This is a genomic window from Actinomadura sp. K4S16, from assembly GCF_008327685.1.
Lineage (GTDB): Bacteria > Actinomycetota > Actinomycetes > Streptosporangiales > Streptosporangiaceae > Spirillospora.
Genome location: NZ_BDDE01000023.1, coordinates 20,634 through 35,400, shown reverse-complemented (window position 1 = coordinate 35,400; position 14,767 = coordinate 20,634). Strand labels below are relative to the sequence as shown.

Sequence of the window (14,767 nt, the reverse complement as noted above, 5' to 3'; positions counted from 1 at the left end):
CAGTTTAACGCCGTTAAGGCCATCCTCGCATCCGACGGAACTTAACGGCATTAAGGAGCGTGGACGCATGGCCGCACAGGTGGACGTACTGGTGGTGGGCGCGGGTCCCAGCGGGCTGGCTCTCGGCGTCGACCTCGCCCGGCGCGGGGTGGACGCGCTCGTCGTCGAGCAGGGCGAAGGACTGTTCCCCGGCTCGCGCGGCAAGGGGCTCCAGCCGCGCACCATGGAGGTCTTCGACGACCTCGGCGTCATCGACGCGATCCGCGCGGCCGGCGGCGTCCACCCGGTCGGGATGATCTGGCAGGACGGACGGCGCATGGGCGAGCACCAGATGTTCGACCCGGCGGAGCCGACCGAGGACGCGCCGTACACCGAACCCTGGATGGTGCCGCAGTGGCGCACGCAGGAGATCCTGCTCGCGCGGCTGCGGGAGCTGGGCGGACGGGCCGCCTTCCGCCGGGAGGCGGTCGGCCTCGTACAGGACGAGGAAGGCGTGACCGTGCGCTTCGCCGACGGTCCAGAACTGAGGGCCAGGTACGTGGTCGCCGCCGATGGGGGGCGCTCGGCGGTGCGCCGGGCGCTCGGCATCGGCATGACGGGCGAGACGGTCGATCCGGGCCCGATGCTGGTGGCAGACGTCCGCATCCCCGACCTGGACCGCGACAACTGGCACATGTTCCCGGGAGAGGACGGGAGCTTCATGGCGGTCTGCCCCCTCGCGGGCACGGAGGACTTCCAACTCGTGGCGCGGCTCCCGGAAGGCACCGCGGTGGACCTCTCCCTCGACGGCGTGCGCAAGGTCGTCGCCACCCGCTCGCACTTCGCCCCCGAGGACGTGACCGAGGTGGGGTGGGCCTCGGACTTCCGCCCGCGGGCGGCCCTGGCGGACCGCTTCCGCCAGGGCCGGGTCTTCCTCATCGGGGACGCGGCGCACGTCCACTCGCCGGCCGGCGGCCAGGGCCTCAACACCAGCGTGCAGGACGCCTACAACCTGGGCTGGAAGCTGGGCGCGGTGCTGCGGGGCGACGCGCCCGCCGCACTCCTCGACACCTACGAGGAGGAACGGCGCCCGATCGCCGCCGCCATGCTCGGGCTGTCGACGAGCGTCCACCGCGGCGAGACCCGCCGAGGCGAGGCGACCCGCCAGCTCAACCTCGGCTACCGGACCTCCTCCCTCAACGAGGAGACCCGCGAGGCCCCGGGCCCGGTGCGGGCGGGCGACCGCGCACCGGACGGAACGGTGAAGGGGACACGGCTGTTCGACGCGTTCCGGGGGCCGCACTGGACCCTGCTGACGGTGGACACGGACCTCGACACGTACACGGCGCAGGTGTACGGCGCGGGCGTCTTCCTGATCCGCCCGGACGGCTACGTGGGCTGGGCGGGAGAGACCACGGATGGGCTGGCAGAGTACGCGGATCGAGTGGGGGCCAAAGACGCCTACCGGACTCTTTAGCCTTCTCCACCGTTCACGAACCCGGCCCGACCCGTCGTCGCGGGGACGTCGAGGTCCGATTCCTGCCAGCGTGGTCGTGCCCGCGCTTCCTACCGTCGGGGCGTGGAAACTGATCTTGCCGGTGCCGGCCGGCGCCGCGACCTGCCCGGTCCCGTCGTCTGGTTCATGTCGCTCGCGGCCGGGCTCGGGACGGCGACGATCTATCCGTTGCAGCCGGCGATCGCCGATGTGGCGGATTCGCTGCACGCATCGCTCGGCGCGGTCGGGGTGGCGCTTGCGTGCGGGCCGATGGGCTACCTGGTCGGGCTCGGCCTGCTCGTCCCGCTGGTCGACCGGTTCCCTCCGAGGCGGGTGCTGTCGGCGCAGGTCGGCGTCCTGGCGGCTGCCCTATTCATGAGCGCCGTCGTCAGCGATGTGCGGGTGCTGGGCGCGTCGACCAGCGTGATCGGGGCGTGTTCGGCGGTCGGCGCCGCCCTCAGTTCGATGGTCGGACGGCTGGCGTCCCCGCATCGGCGGGCGGCGACGCTGGGAATCCTGACGGCCGGGATCTCGGCGGGTATCCTCGCCGGCCGCATCGTCGGCGGCTGGCTCGCCGAGGTGATCGGCTGGCGGGGCATGCTCATGGCGTTCGCCGCGGCCTGCGCGGCCGTCGCGGTGGGCCTGCTGCTGGTGGTCCCGACCGCCCGGGGAGGGGTCGAGCGGGGATATCTCGCCACGTTGAAGTCGATTCCGGGCCTGTTCGTCCGGTACACGGCGCTGCGGTCGGCCGCGACCCGCGGTGCCCTGTGGTTCTTCGCGTTCTGCGCGGTTTGGGCCGGGCTGGCCGTGGCACTGTCGGAGCCCCCGTACTCGTACTCGGCGGAGCGCATCGGCCTGTACGCGTTCGCTGGCCTCCTCGGCATCCCCGCCACCCGGGTCGCGGGCCTGTTCACCGATCGCGTCGGCGCGCGGCGCGTCATCCTCTCGGGCCTGGCCGTCGCCGGGGCCGCGGCGGCGGTCGTCGGGGTCGCCCTCCCGAGCGCCCCGGCGACCTTGCTCTGCCTGGCGCTGTTCGACGCGGGACTGTTCGCCGCACAGGTCGCGAACCAGAGCACCGTCCTCGCGATCGATCCCGCGGCGCCCGCACGGTTCAACAGCGCCTACATGCTCGTCTACTTCGTCGGCGGAAGCCTGGGGACGGCGTTCGGCGCCACCGCCGTCGAACGGTTCGGCTGGCCTGCGACGACGGGGTTCGCGGCGGCCGCGGTCGTCATCGCCGCGGCGTTCACGCTGGCGGCGCGCGGCCGCTCCGTCCCGTCCACTTCCACAGGGCGCGTTCAGGACCCTGTTGAGAGTTAGAGGTGGTCGACGGCGTTCTGGCAGCGGGTGGCTTGGGCGCGGAGGGCGGTCGCCAGTTCGGGTGGGCCCGCGGTCAGGGTGAAGTCGGCGTCCACGGAGGTGATCATCCATACGAGGGCGGACGGGGTGTCGGCGCCCACGTGCAGGAGGCAACTGCGGGAGTCGACGGCCTCGATGACGCCCATGCCCGGCCACACGCGGTCGGCGACCGCGCCGGCGGGTTCGTGCAGGGTGACCGTCGCCTGGCAGGCCCACGACCTGACCGACAGCCGACGCGCCAGGTAGGTGGCCACGTCGCCGTCCGGAGGGGCGCGGGGCGGGAAGCGGGGGCCCGCCGGGAGGCGCGGGCTCATGCGGTCCACGCGGAACGTGCGCCAGTCGTCGCGGTCGGGATCCCAGGCCACGAGGTACCAGTGGCGTCCGAAGTTGACCACGGTGTGCGGCTCGACCTGGCGGACGGTGTCTCCGCGCGGGCCCGCGTAGCCGAACCGCAGCCGCTCGTGCCGGCGGCAGGCGTCGGCGATGGTCATCAGCGTGTCGGCGTCCACCTCGGGAGCGCGGGCGCCGACCCGGACGGTGGCCCGGGCCAGTGTCGCCACCCGGTGGCGCAGGCGGGACGGAAGCACCTGTTCGAGTTTGGCGAGCGCCCGCAGAGACGCCTCCTCGATCCCGGCGACGGATCCTCCGGCCGCCGTCCGCAGCCCGAGCGCCACCGCGACCGCCTCGTCGTCGTCCAGCAGCAGGGGCGGCAGTGACGCGCCCGCCCCCAGCCGGTACCCGGCCATGCCGCGGCTGGCGTGGACGGGGTAGCCGAGTTCCCGCAACCGGTCCACATCCCTGCGGACGGTCCGGGTGGTGACCGCCAGCCTTTCGGCGAGTTCGGCACCGGACCAGTCCCCGCCGGTCTGGAGCAGCGACAGCAGCCTGAGCAGCCGCGCGGATGTGTCCGGCATGAGTCTAAATATGCCAGTTACTTAGGAACGAACTCGTCCTAACCTGCTTCTAGCGTCGTCCGCATGAATTCCGAACAGGACATTCGTCCCTTCACCCTTGATATCCCGCAGGATCGGATCGACGACCTGAACGCGCGGCTCGCGGCCGCCCGCTGGCCGGACGAGCTTCCCGGAGTGGGCTGGGACCACGGCGTCCCCGCCTCCTACCTCAAGGACCTCGCCGAGTACTGGCGCACCGGCTACGACTGGCGCGCGCACGAGGCCGCGCTGAACGAGTACCCGCATCACGTCACCGAGATCGAGGGGCAGCGGGTGCACTTCCTGCACGTCCGGTCGCCTGAGGCGGACGCGCTGCCGCTCGTGCTCGTCCACGGCTGGCCCGCGACGTTCACCGAGTTCCTGGACGTGATCGGGCCGCTCACCGATCCGCGGGCCTTCGGGGGCGACCCGGCCGACGCGTTCCATCTGGTCGTCCCGTCGCTGCCGGGGTTCGCGTTCTCCGGCCCGACGCGCAGGCCCGGCGACGGTGACACCGCACGCTACGCCGAGGTCGTGGCCGGGCTGATGGACCGGCTCGGGTACGAGCGGTACGGCGCGCACGGCGGCGACGTCGGCTCCTTCGTCTCGCCCCAGCTCGGACGCATGGCCCCCGAGCGCGTCGTCGGAGTCCACATGAACGGCCCGATGACGTTTCCGTCCTGGGACGGCAACGACGACGGCTTCGACGAGGCAGACAAGGAGCGGCTCGCCGTCCTGACCGACCCGTCCGGTGAGCGGTTCGGGTACGCGGCGATCCAGTCGACGCGGCCGCAGACGCTGGCGTTCGGTCTGCACGACTCGCCGGTGGGGCTGCTCGCCTGGATCACCGACCAGTTCCAGCGGTGGAGCGACCCGGCCAAGCGGCTTCCGGAGGACGCGGTCGGCAGGGACGCCCTGCTCACCAACGTCACGATCTACTGGCTGACCGACACACTGGCGTCGTCCATCCGGCTGTACAAGGAGGCGTCGCAGTGGGGTGCCCCGGCTGAGACCTCGACCGTCCCCACCGGATGTGCGATCTTCCCGGGTGACCTCACGATCCGGGCGCTCGCCGAGCGGCAGCACAGGATCGTGCACTGGGCCGAGTACGACCGCGGCGGCCACTTCGCGGCGATGGAGGCGCCGGACCTCCTGACCGGCGACATCCGCGCGTTCTTCCGGAAGGTGCGCTGACATGGGCGCTCGCGAGGCCCTGTCCGCGCGAGCGCTCAACCGCGCGCTCCTCGGACGCCAGTTGCTGCTCCGCCGAGCGGACCTCTCGGTGGTCCCGGCCGTCGAACGGCTGCTCGGCCTCAACGCCCAGGACCCGAATCTGCCGTAACTCGCGCTGTGGAACCGCCTGGAGGGCTTCGCGATCGATGACCTGACGGCGGCAATCGAGAACCGCGAGCTGGTGCGCTCTACGCTGATGCGTGCGACGCAGCACCTGCTGTCGGTGCCGGACTTCCGGCTGATCCGTCCGCAGCTGGCGCCGCTGCTGCGGCGGGTGCAGCGCACCGCGTTCGGCCGCCGCGTCGCCGGCGCCGACCTCGACGCGCTCGTCACCGAGGCCCGCGACCTGCTCGCCGACGGCCGGACGCTCACCCGCCCCGAGCTCGGGCGGCTCCTCGCCCGCCGGTGGCCGGACGCCGACCCCGCCGCCCTCGGATGGTCGGTGCAGTACCTCGGACCCGTGGTGCATCCCGCGCCGAGCGGCACGTGGAACGTTCGCGGCGCGACGCCGTTCGCCCGCGCCGACTGGACGGGCGTCCACCGGGAACCGACGCTCCAGGACGCGTACCTGCTGGTCAGGCGTTATCTGGCGGCGTTCGGACCCGCGTCGGCGGCCGACGCCCGGCTCTGGTCGGGCCTTGCCGGTCTTCGCGAGGTGTTCGACTACCTGCGTCCCGAGTTGCGCCTGTTCGCCGACCCGTCCGGTAAGGAACTCTTCGACCTGCCGGACGCCCCACGCCCCGACGAGGACGTCCCGGCGCCGGTGCGCCTCCTGCCCGAGTTCGACGCGACGCTGCTCGCCCACGCCGACCGCAGCAGGATCATGACCGCCGACGTCCGGCGCCGTGTCTGCGACGGCGCCGCCGTGGCCTCCACCGTCCTGGTCGACGGCACGGTCACCGGCACCTGGACGGCGAAGCGCACTGCCGACACGGTCACGCTGACCGTCCGTCCGTTCCGCCCCCTGTCGCCGACGGACCGCTCAGCGATAGAGGCCGAGGCAGAACGGCTGCTCACCTTTACTCGCCCGCACACCCGCCACGACGTCCAACTGACGCTCTGTCAGTAGCCATTGACGTGTGGCGCCACCGACCCGGGAGGCCAGATCGCGGCAGAAGGCCCGATCAGCCGAAATTGTCGGCGGTCCGAGTGAGAATGGTGCGGTGACGTCGAGATTCCAGGACCCCCTAGAGGACGAGACGTGCCGCCGCTTCGTGGAGCCCGCCCTGGACGCAGCAGGCTGGCAGGACAACCAGATCCGCGGCCAGTATTCAATCAATCGGGGGCGCCTCCGCGCGACCACGCGGGGCCATCGGCAGGAACGGCCGCTGAAGGCTGACTACGTCCTGTCCTACTCTGACGGGCTGCCGATCGCCGTCATCGAGGCCAAGCGCTCGCGCCGCGACCCCGCGGACGGCCTGGAGCAGGCAAAGCGGTATGCCCGCCTGCTGGACGTCCCCTTCGCCTACTCGACGAACGGGCACCGGATCCTGGAGTTCGACGCCCGCACCGGCCTTCAGAACGAGATCGCGGCTTTCCCGTCCCCCGATGAGCTGTGGACCCGTTACCGGCAGGAACGGCAACTCGCTGACGAAAAACAGGCAAGGCTGGCCTCGGCCTCGCTCAACTCGAAACTCCGCAACTGGGACGGCACCCCAAAGGAGCCGCGCTACTACCAGAACATCGCGATCAACCGGGCGGTCCAGGCCATCGCATCCGGCAAGAAGCGGATGCTGCTCGTCCTGGCCACCGGCACGGGGAAGACTCTCGTCGCATCGCAGATCGTCGCCAAGCTCTGGAACGCGAAATGGCCGGAGGCCCGGCGCCCTCGGGTCCTCTATCTGGCCGACCGCAACATCCTGATCGACCAGCCCAAGGACGACTACTTCGTCCCCATGTTCGGCGAGGCCGTGTACAAGCTCGGGGGAGGCGACGCCAAGACGGGCCGCTACATCTACATGGCCCTCTACCAGTCACTCGACAGCAGTGGCGACGCGGAAGCCCTCTACCGCCAGTACGCCCCCGACTACTTCGATCTCATCATCGTCGACGAGTGCCACCGGGGAAGCGCGGCCGAGGAGTCGAGATGGCGGGAGATCCTGGAGTACTACTCCCCGGCGGTGCAGCTCGGCCTGACCGCGACCCCGGTCACCACCAGGGACGCCGACACCTACGGCTACTTCGGCGAGCCGCTTTACCAGTACACGCTCGCGAACGGCATCGAGGACGGGTTTCTGGCCCCTTACCGCGTCCGCAAGGTGCGCCTGAACGTCGATATGACGGGCTGGCGCCCCGATCCCGGCCAGAAGGACCTCCTCGGCCGGGAGATACCGGACAAGCTCTACGGCCCGAAGGAGTTCGAGCGGATCCTCGCCATCCTCGAACGCACCGAGGAGGCCGCCCGCTACCTGACCGAGTTCCTGCACCGGACGGGCCGGATGGGCAAGACGATCGTGTTCTGCGCGAACACCGACCACGCCGGCCGGATGGTGAACGCCCTGACCAACGCCAACGCCGACATGTCGCGCCGATACAACGGCAAGTACGCGTGCCGGATCACCGCAGCGGACGGCGATCCGGGGCGGGAGCTGCTGGACGAGTTCCGCAAGGAGGAGAGCGACGTCCCGGTCATCGCGGTCACCTCCAGGCTACTGTCGACCGGAGTCGACATCCCGACCCTCCGCAACATCGTGCTATTCCGCGTGATCAAGTCGATGCCGGAGTTCAAGCAGATCATCGGGCGCGGCACCCGGCTCTTCCCCGAGTCGCGCAAGTACACCTTCGACATCATCGACTTCGTCGAGGCGACGCGCCTGTTCAACGACCCGCAGTTCGACGGCCCGCCGATGCGCGTGGTGCGTGACGAGACCGACACCGACGGCCGCATCGCCGACTCAGTCGAAGAGGAAGTGCCCGGCGATGACGGGACCGTCGCCGAGCCAGAGGGCGAGTACGAAGTGCAGGACGGCGGGACCCTGCCTCCGCTCGTCACCGATCCGGACGAGGTTGACGACATCCTCGCCAGCCCGCAGACCTTCTACGTGGACGGCGTCCCCGTCACGCCGTGGGGCACCGCGTTCTACGTGTCGGACAGCAGCGCCAACGGCGGCCTGCGGCTCGTCGAGTACGACCAGTTCGTCCGCGACCAGATCATCAAGCTCCGCCTTGAGCCGCACCAGCTCATGGGCCGTTGGGCGAGGGTGAAGAGCAGGCAGGAACTGCGCAAGCTGCTAGGCGAAAGCCACATCGATCTCGAAGACCTCGCCGAGTGGGCCGGACGGCCGGACGCCGACACGATCGACCTGCTGCTGTACCTGGCCTGGGAGGTCCCGCTGCTGTCGCGGTCGGAGCGGGCGCGCCGTGTCTCGGTCCGGCATCGCGAGTTCCTCGACTCGTTCGCGCCCCAGGCCCGCGAGGTGCTCGATAGGGTGCTGGACCAGTACGCCGCTCGGGGGGCCGAAGAGCTGGACGTCCGGGCGCTGCGTTCGGACGCCTACTCCGATCTAGGCAACATCCTGGAGATCGGCGAGCGCTTCGGCGGCGGCGACGAGCTGCGCGCGGCATTCGACGAGCTGAACGCCCGTGTCTACGAAGCGTCGTAACCTTCAAGTAATTTTTAGTTCCATGCAAGCGGCCTGCACCAAACTAAACTTTTCTCGAAGGTCTAACGCCGATAGGGTGACCGCATGCGGCAGCGGGACGACGAGCCTCGCGCCCGGCTGTGGCGTCGGGCGGCGCGTCAGCGCGGCTACTTCACCGCCGCCCAAGCACTTGAGGACGGCTACTCCTACCAGTCGCAGTACTTCCATGTGCAGCGCGGCAACTGGACGCGCATCGATCGCGGGGTCTACCGCTTCCGCGAGTTCGCCGACCTGCCGACCGGTGAGAACGACCACCTCGTCCGCTGGACGCTCTGGAGCCGCGACCTGGCCGTGGTGTCCCACGGAACCGCACTCGGCGTGCACGACCTGGGCATCGCCAACCCCGCCGAGATCCACCTGACGGTCCCGCCGGGGTTCCGGCAGCGGGACCCGGCGGTGGTGGTCCACCGCGCCGAGCTTTCCCCCGAGGAGATCGAAGAACATGAAGGGTTCCGGGTGACCACTCCCGTCCGCGCCATCGCGGAGTCCGCCGCCGACGGGCTCGAGCAGGACGCGATCGACTCCGCCGTCGCCGAACTGCTCGACCGCGGAGCCGCGACCAAGGGGCAGCTCCTGCGCGCCGCGCAGCATCTGGGCGCGCGCGCGGAACTCGCGGTCGAGCGGGCCTTCCAGGCGGAACGCGCATGAAGAGGTACGCGACCGCTGTCGATCTTCGGCGCGCCCTGGAGGCCCGGCTCAAACAGCGGGCGGAGGAGACCGGCACCGACCTCAGCCGCCTGCGCCGCGTGGCGGTTTTCGACCGGATCGGCGCGCGGCTGTCCGCGGCGGAACGGGGGTGGGTCCTCAAAGGGGGCGCGTCCCTGGAGTTCCGCCTCGGCGTCCGCGCCCGCGCGACGAAGGACCTCGACCTTGCACTGCTGGACGGGCCGAGTGACGGCGTGGTCCTGCGCGAGGAGCTGATCGAGACACTCGCCGTGGACGTGGACGGCGACCGCTTCACCTTCACCGTCCGGCCGCCCACGGCCCTGGAGCCCGACTCGGCCGGACGTCCCGGCTGGCGCTTCTCCGTCGACGCCGCGCTCGCCGGCAAGTCGTTCGCCACGATCAGGTTGGACGTCGTCCTGCGCGGCGAGGAACTCGCGGCCACGGAACGCATCACCTTGCCCGGCTTCCTAGACTTCGCGGACGTGCCCGCCCGCACCATCGAGTCGGTAGACCGCCGCCAGCATTTCGCGGAGAAGCTGCACGCGCTCACCCGCGACTACGGCGAGCGGCCGAACACGAGGGTCAAGGACCTCGTGGACTTGGTCCTGCTGATCGAGGACGGGCTCCCCGCGGACCGGCCCCTGCTGGGGGTGGTGCGCCACGTGTTCACCGCTCGCGCCGTCCACCCTGTACCGCCAGACATCCCCGACCCGCCGCCCGTCTGGGCGACGGAGTACCCGAGACTCGCCGAGGACCGGACGCTCGCCGAACCGAACCTCGCGACCGCGCTCGATCTCGTCCGCAAGTTCTGGGCGCAGACCCTCATCACGGAAACGGAAATCTGACCCCGCCATGGCTTCAGCGAAGAAGACCGAGGACACCAGCTCGCGCGCGAGACTCGGTTCCGTCATCAAGTCGGCCCGCGACATCATGCGCAAGGACGCCGGCCTGAACGGCGACCTGGACCGGCTGCCCCTGCTGTCGTGGCTGCTGTTCCTCCGGGCCTTCGACGCGCTGGAGAAGCAGCGCAAGGAGTGGGAACAGGACGACTTCCGCCCTGCGATCGAGCCCAAGTACCAGTGGAGGAAATGGGCCGAGGACAAGGAGCTCACCGGCGACGACCTTCTCAAGTTCGTCAACGAGGAATTGCTCCCTTACCTGAGCGACCTCAAGAGCGACCAGCCAGGCGACCCGCGCAACGTTCTCGGCCAGGTATTCGAGGGCGTCCAGAACCGGATGGCGTCGGGATATCTCCTCCGTGACCTGATCAACCAAATCAACAACATCAACTTTGCGTCCAGCGACGACATCCACACGATGGCGTACCTCTATGAGTCGCTACTGAAAGAGGTACGAGACGCGGCCGGGGACTCTGGCGAGTTCTACACTCCGCGCCCCGTCATCCGGTTCATGGTCGAGCAGACGTTCCTAGAGCTCGGCGAGACGATCCTCGACCCGGCCTGCGGCACCGGAGGTTTCCTCGTGGAGGCCTACACGGAGCTGACGGAACTGCCCAGCGGCCAGAAGCTCGGAATCCTCCAGCAGGAGAAGCTCTGGCGCGACCTGCGGGGCATCGAGAAGAAGCCGCTACCCTACCTCCTGTGCATGATGAACTTGATCCTGCACGGCATCACCGAGCCGAACATCCTGCACACGAACGCGCTCCGGCACATGCTGAACGAGTCCGGGCCGAGCAGCCGCGTGGACGTGATCCTCACCAACCCGCCGTTCGGCGGCGAGGAGGAGGCCTCGATCGCCAAGGCATTCCCGCAGGGATATCGGACTCGCGAAACGGCCTGGCTCTTCCTGCACGAGGTAATCAGGAAGCTCAAGCCGGACGGCCGCTGCGCTATCGTCCTGCCGAACGGCGCCCTCTTCGGTGAAGGCATCGGCACGAAAATCAAGAAGAAACTAATGGAGGAGTGCAACCTGCACACCATCGTGCGGCTTCCCCAGGGCGTCTTCGCGCCCTACACGCAGATCCCGGCGAATCTGCTGTTCTTCGACAAGACGGGCCCCACGAAGGAGACCTGGTTCTACCAGATCGACCCGCCCGAGGGCCGCAAGGGCTACGCAAAAACCAGGCCCATGCGCAATGAGGAATTCGCAGAATGTGCCGAGTGGTGGGGTGGCAAGGAACGAACCGGCCGAGAGAAAAACGAACACGCCTGGTGCGTCCCCATCGCCGATATCATCGCCAACGATTACAACCTCAACCTCAACCACCCTGAAGAAGAGGATGATCTGGCGCACCGTCCGCCCCTTGAACTTCTCGCAGACCTCATTAACACTGAGCGTCAGATTCTCGCCTCACTTACAGAACTCCAAGCAGAACTCAAGGAGAACCATTGAGTATCCAAGAGCGTCCGCTTGGCGAGGTCATAAGTCTCGCAACTACAGAAGAACGTGTGGCGGACGACCAGTCCTACCCAATAGCCGGCGTGTACGGATTTGGGAGAGGTTTGTTCAAGCGCGGACCGATTCAAGGCAGGGAAACAAGCTACAAGAAGCTTAACCGGCTGACTGAGGGGCGTCTGGTCATGAGCCGCCTTAAAGCTTTCGAGGGAGCTATATCGCTGATTTCAGCCGAGTTCGATGGCTGGTATTTGTCTCCCGAGTTTCCAACATTTGCGATCGACGACACCCGGGCCGATTCCCGCTATTTGGCAAATATTTGCGCTTGGCCAGAGTTCTGGGAGCGCCTTCGCGCCCAGTCTAAAGGTATTGGCGCACGCAAGGAACGCGTCAGCGCTGAACGCCTACTGTCGGTAAATATCCCGCTCCCCAGTCCGGCAGAGCAGCGCCGCATCGCCGCCCGTCTGGACTCAGCAATGCAAAAACTGTCACTGATACAGAAGAAACGAGACTTTACCGAGGATCTTCACAACGCTCTCCGAGACTCCGTAATCCACAAGGAAGAGTCGAGTAAATCAACCCGGCTTGGCGATATCCTCTCCCTGGAGAGAATCCCCCTAGAAGTTGACCCCGAACGCGAATACACGCAGATCGGTGTACGATCTTTCGGAAACGGAATCTTCCACCGCGACAAACTGCCAGGGCGGGAACTGAGCAAGCTAAAATATTTCTGGATACAGCCAGACCGATTGATCGTATCTAACATCATGGCCTGGGAGGGCGCGATTGCCATTTCCACGGAGGCAGATAAAGACTGCGTCGGCTCGAGCCGCTTTCTTAGCTTTACCCCGTCCGATAATGTCGACCTGCGCTATCTGAATTATTATTTTCAGAGCAGATCCGGTCAAGGAATCATTCGCAACACCTCCACCGGGACCGTCCTTCGCAATCAAACCCTCTCGATTAATAAGTTTAACAACATATCCATCCCACTCCCGACTCCATCCCGCCAGCACCAAATAGCCAACTTCCTCGACGAAAGCACGAAGATGCGCAAGTTGGCGCAGACTCAGAAACCAACTACTTCGGCGCTGCAACAGTCCCTTCTTAACGCGGCATTCAGCGGAAAGCTCTGAGAGCCGGACGGGACGGTCAAGTGCGTGTCCACCAAGTTTCCCCGGACGTGTTGACTTGCGGCGTGTTGAGGATCGCTTGCCGGGCGATACGTCCGGTAGTCCGAGCACCGAGCGTCTCAGCCGACTCACTCAGATCCATCGTCCCGCGTGTGTAGTCCTCTGTCTGAAGAGTCCCGGGACAACCTGCGCAGCGAAGCATCGGATGCCGATAGCCAAGCTTTCGTGGCGTAGGTCGGCGTCGAAACCTGGCAGCAGGACGCGGTGGCGGCTGGCGCGGCGGATGGTCTTGTGGATGCGCTGGAAGTGGCCTTCGTCGTGGTCCCAGCCGTCGGTCTTAAAGTAGGTGTCCAGGTCGAGAGCCGTCTGCTCGGAGACGGTCTTGTCCGCCTTCTCCAGTTGGCAGATCCACTGCGGTGTGCAGCCCAAGGCGTTCGCGAGTTGGCTCTGGGACAGCTTCGCGCGCTGGCGCATCCGGCGGAGCTCTTCGCTGAAGTAGACGCGCAGCGCGTCGGGGTCTTACTGGTCAGCGGCCTTGGCAGGGGCCTCCGGCACTTGGTTGGCGGGGGCGTCGGGGGGGTGGAGGTCCAGTTACAATAGCTTCGTTGCCCAAAGTAATCGCTCGACCGCAATCTGTCTCAGGAATCAGACGCACGCCGACGAGGTCGGCCGGGAAGAGACAGGTCAGCGAACGAGAGACACGAGAACGGCCGAGATTGAGCGGGACTTCCCCGCCTGGATGGTGTGGATATCCCAGCAGGGCGCGTACTGGGGCGCGGTTCGACGTGACCCGAGGCCGGGCCTGCCCGCGACCGTCATCGCCGACTCCGAGAAGGAACTACGCGAGGCGCTGGCCGCTCAGCCGTCCGCCGGGGAGCTGAGCCGATGAACCCGGCCGCCGACCTGGCATAATGGATCCCGGTTTGCAGGTCTGGCACGGGATCTACACGCGGTCATGGTGGATGTTCGTCCCCGGCCTGCCGGACCGGTTGATCGAGGCACGCTCCCAGAACTCCCCACCCAGAGGCTCACCGCCTTAGCCATGCGAGCCACAGAGCACCAGCACGCACCGACCGGGTGACCGCGAGGCGGCCCTTGAGGTGCCTGCACGGCCACGCGCGGCCTGGATGCTCTATCCAACCTGACGAAAAACTTCGCGGACGCGAGCGAGTCTCTCCAGACGGGACGGTTGGACGGGGCCGCCGGGGTCGTCAGGCGGGTGTGCGGGCGGCCTGGGCGGGTCGGCGCTCGATTACCCGGAAGACATTCGGGACGGCCTGATCAGGCCACACGAGCCCAGGCGGTTTCACTGACGATGACGTGGTCCATGAAGCGCAGGCCGACCGTTTCGGCGGCGTCGCGCAGCGCCTCCGTCGCCCGGCGGTCGGACACGCTGGGCTCAAGACTTCCACTGGGATGGTTGTGCGCCACCCCGAAGGCGGTGCCGCCGGTCGAGAGGACCGTGGTCAGAACGTCCCGGACAGGGATCAGGCTCCGATCGGCGGCGCCTTCGGTCAGCGGCACGACGCGAAGAACCCCGCCGCCGGCATCGCAGACGACGACCACGACCCGCTCGTGTCGGAGGCCGCGCAAGAGCGGCGCTGCCACCGCGGCGAGGTCCGCCGAACCCCGGACCCTGCGCCGTTCCTCGCCCGTCGCCGCGCGCCGCGCCAACTCGAAGGCGGCGGCGACACGGGCCGCTCTGGCCGGGCCGATCCCCGGCAGGCGGCTCAGAGTGTGGGCGTCAGCACCTGCCAGGGTCGCGAGGCAGCCCTGATCGTCGATCAGTCTGGCGGCCAGTTCGATCGCATCGCGGCCCGGCCGCCCGGCACCGAGGATCAGCGCCAGCAGCTCTCGGTCCGCCAGAGCGCGAGGGCCCTGGCGGAGCAGGCGCTCGCGAGGCCTGTCCAACTCGGGCAGATCCTTGACCCGCATCTCGTACCTCCCCCAGAAGGAGAGCAGACGGGGGGGACA

15 protein-coding genes are annotated in these 14,767 nt (G+C 68.1%); 11 read left to right on the top strand and 4 right to left on the bottom strand.

Features of this window, described 5'->3' with window-relative positions:
- Nucleotides 1-67 precede the first annotated feature (67 nt).
- On the top strand, nt 68-1,456 hold the full coding sequence (locus K4S16_RS35155) for an FAD-dependent oxidoreductase (protein ID WP_149263390.1): 1,389 nt from the start codon (nt 68-70) through the stop codon (nt 1,454-1,456).
- A 102-nt stretch (nt 1,457-1,558) separates the two neighbouring features.
- Nucleotides 1,559-2,794: an MFS transporter gene (locus K4S16_RS35150; protein WP_235037268.1), complete on the top strand. Its 1,236-nt coding sequence runs from the start codon at nt 1,559-1,561 to the stop codon at nt 2,792-2,794.
- On the opposite strand, the gene K4S16_RS35145 is transcribed toward K4S16_RS35150, so the two are convergent.
- Entirely contained in the window at nt 2,791-3,747 is a 957-nt protein-coding gene (locus tag K4S16_RS35145; protein WP_149263389.1) for a YafY family protein, read from the bottom strand. The genes K4S16_RS35150 and K4S16_RS35145 overlap by 4 nt on opposite strands.
- 63 nt (nt 3,748-3,810) lie before the next feature.
- Here K4S16_RS35145 and K4S16_RS35140 point away from each other — a divergent pair, with 63 nt between their 5' ends.
- The 8 genes from K4S16_RS35140 (at nt 3,811) to K4S16_RS35110 (ending at nt 12,796) form a co-directional block, all read left to right on the top strand.
- Nucleotides 3,811-4,959, top strand: a complete 1,149-nt coding sequence (locus K4S16_RS35140; protein WP_149263388.1) for an epoxide hydrolase family protein — start codon at nt 3,811-3,813, stop codon at nt 4,957-4,959.
- 1 nt (nt 4,960) lies between these two features.
- Entirely contained in the window at nt 4,961-5,107 is a 147-nt protein-coding gene (locus K4S16_RS46040) for a hypothetical protein (protein ID WP_235037267.1), read from the top strand.
- A gap of 6 nt (nt 5,108-5,113) precedes the next feature.
- A complete protein-coding gene (locus K4S16_RS35135) occupies nt 5,114-6,067 on the top strand; it encodes a winged helix DNA-binding domain-containing protein (RefSeq protein ID WP_268843295.1) in 954 nt (317 codons plus the stop codon).
- Nucleotides 6,068-6,161: 94 nt separating this feature from the next.
- A complete protein-coding gene (gene hsdR / locus K4S16_RS35130) occupies nt 6,162-8,600 on the top strand; it encodes an EcoAI/FtnUII family type I restriction enzme subunit R (protein WP_200842298.1) in 2,439 nt (812 codons plus the stop codon).
- Between the two features lie 84 nt (nt 8,601-8,684).
- Entirely contained in the window at nt 8,685-9,287 is a 603-nt protein-coding gene (locus K4S16_RS35125) for a hypothetical protein (protein ID WP_149263387.1), read from the top strand.
- Nucleotides 9,284-10,150: a nucleotidyl transferase AbiEii/AbiGii toxin family protein gene (locus K4S16_RS35120; RefSeq protein ID WP_149263386.1), complete on the top strand. Its 867-nt coding sequence runs from the start codon at nt 9,284-9,286 to the stop codon at nt 10,148-10,150. The genes K4S16_RS35125 and K4S16_RS35120 overlap by 4 nt, the downstream gene beginning before the upstream one ends.
- 7 nt (nt 10,151-10,157) lie before the next feature.
- A complete protein-coding gene (locus K4S16_RS35115) occupies nt 10,158-11,657 on the top strand; it encodes an N-6 DNA methylase (protein WP_149263385.1) in 1,500 nt (499 codons plus the stop codon).
- Nucleotides 11,654-12,796, top strand: coding sequence for a restriction endonuclease subunit S (locus K4S16_RS35110; RefSeq protein ID WP_160161145.1), 1,143 nt, complete (start codon nt 11,654-11,656; stop codon nt 12,794-12,796). The genes K4S16_RS35115 and K4S16_RS35110 overlap by 4 nt, the downstream gene beginning before the upstream one ends.
- A gap of 16 nt (nt 12,797-12,812) precedes the next feature.
- Here the strand turns inward: K4S16_RS35110 and K4S16_RS47055 are convergent, their stop codons facing one another.
- Together K4S16_RS47055 and K4S16_RS35105 are read right to left on the bottom strand one after the other, a co-directional pair.
- A complete protein-coding gene (locus K4S16_RS47055) occupies nt 12,813-12,935 on the bottom strand; it encodes a hypothetical protein (protein WP_375708360.1) in 123 nt (40 codons plus the stop codon).
- Nucleotides 12,926-13,300 (bottom strand): helix-turn-helix transcriptional regulator, encoded by a 375-nt coding sequence (locus K4S16_RS35105; RefSeq protein WP_268843294.1) that lies wholly within the window; start codon nt 13,298-13,300, stop codon nt 12,926-12,928. The genes K4S16_RS47055 and K4S16_RS35105 overlap by 10 nt, the downstream gene beginning before the upstream one ends.
- 232 nt (nt 13,301-13,532) lie before the next feature.
- On the opposite strand from K4S16_RS35105, the gene K4S16_RS44655 reads away from it, so the two are divergent.
- The gene (locus tag K4S16_RS44655) at nt 13,533-13,682 is read left to right on the top strand and encodes a hypothetical protein (protein WP_160161144.1); all 150 of its coding nucleotides are present in this window, start codon (nt 13,533-13,535) and stop codon (nt 13,680-13,682) included.
- Between the two features lie 392 nt (nt 13,683-14,074).
- Here the strand turns inward: K4S16_RS44655 and K4S16_RS35100 are convergent, their stop codons facing one another.
- Complete coding sequence (locus K4S16_RS35100) at nt 14,075-14,728, bottom strand: RadC family protein (RefSeq protein ID WP_149263382.1); 654 nt, start codon at nt 14,726-14,728, stop codon at nt 14,075-14,077.
- Between the last annotated feature and the right edge of the window lie 39 nt (nt 14,729-14,767).

Bases quoted from the DNA above. Each gene is read 5' to 3' on its own strand.
- K4S16_RS35140 (WP_149263388.1), top strand. From the start codon at position 3,811: ATGAATTCCGAACAGGACATTCGTCCCTTCACCCTTGATATCCCGCAG.
- K4S16_RS46040 (WP_235037267.1), top strand. From the start codon at position 4,961: ATGGGCGCTCGCGAGGCCCTGTCCGCGCGAGCGCTCAACCGCGCGCTC.
- K4S16_RS35115 (WP_149263385.1), top strand. From the start codon at position 10,158: ATGGCTTCAGCGAAGAAGACCGAGGACACCAGCTCGCGCGCGAGACTC.
- K4S16_RS35155 (WP_149263390.1), top strand. From the start codon at position 68: ATGGCCGCACAGGTGGACGTACTGGTGGTGGGCGCGGGTCCCAGCGGG.
- K4S16_RS47055 (WP_375708360.1), bottom strand. From the start codon at position 12,935: ATGGATCTGAGTGAGTCGGCTGAGACGCTCGGTGCTCGGACTACCGGA.
- K4S16_RS35125 (WP_149263387.1), top strand. From the start codon at position 8,685: ATGCGGCAGCGGGACGACGAGCCTCGCGCCCGGCTGTGGCGTCGGGCG.
- K4S16_RS35145 (WP_149263389.1), bottom strand. From the start codon at position 3,747: ATGCCGGACACATCCGCGCGGCTGCTCAGGCTGCTGTCGCTGCTCCAG.
- K4S16_RS35100 (WP_149263382.1), bottom strand. From the start codon at position 14,728: ATGCGGGTCAAGGATCTGCCCGAGTTGGACAGGCCTCGCGAGCGCCTG.
- K4S16_RS44655 (WP_160161144.1), top strand. From the start codon at position 13,533: ATGGTGTGGATATCCCAGCAGGGCGCGTACTGGGGCGCGGTTCGACGT.
- K4S16_RS35120 (WP_149263386.1), top strand. From the start codon at position 9,284: ATGAAGAGGTACGCGACCGCTGTCGATCTTCGGCGCGCCCTGGAGGCC.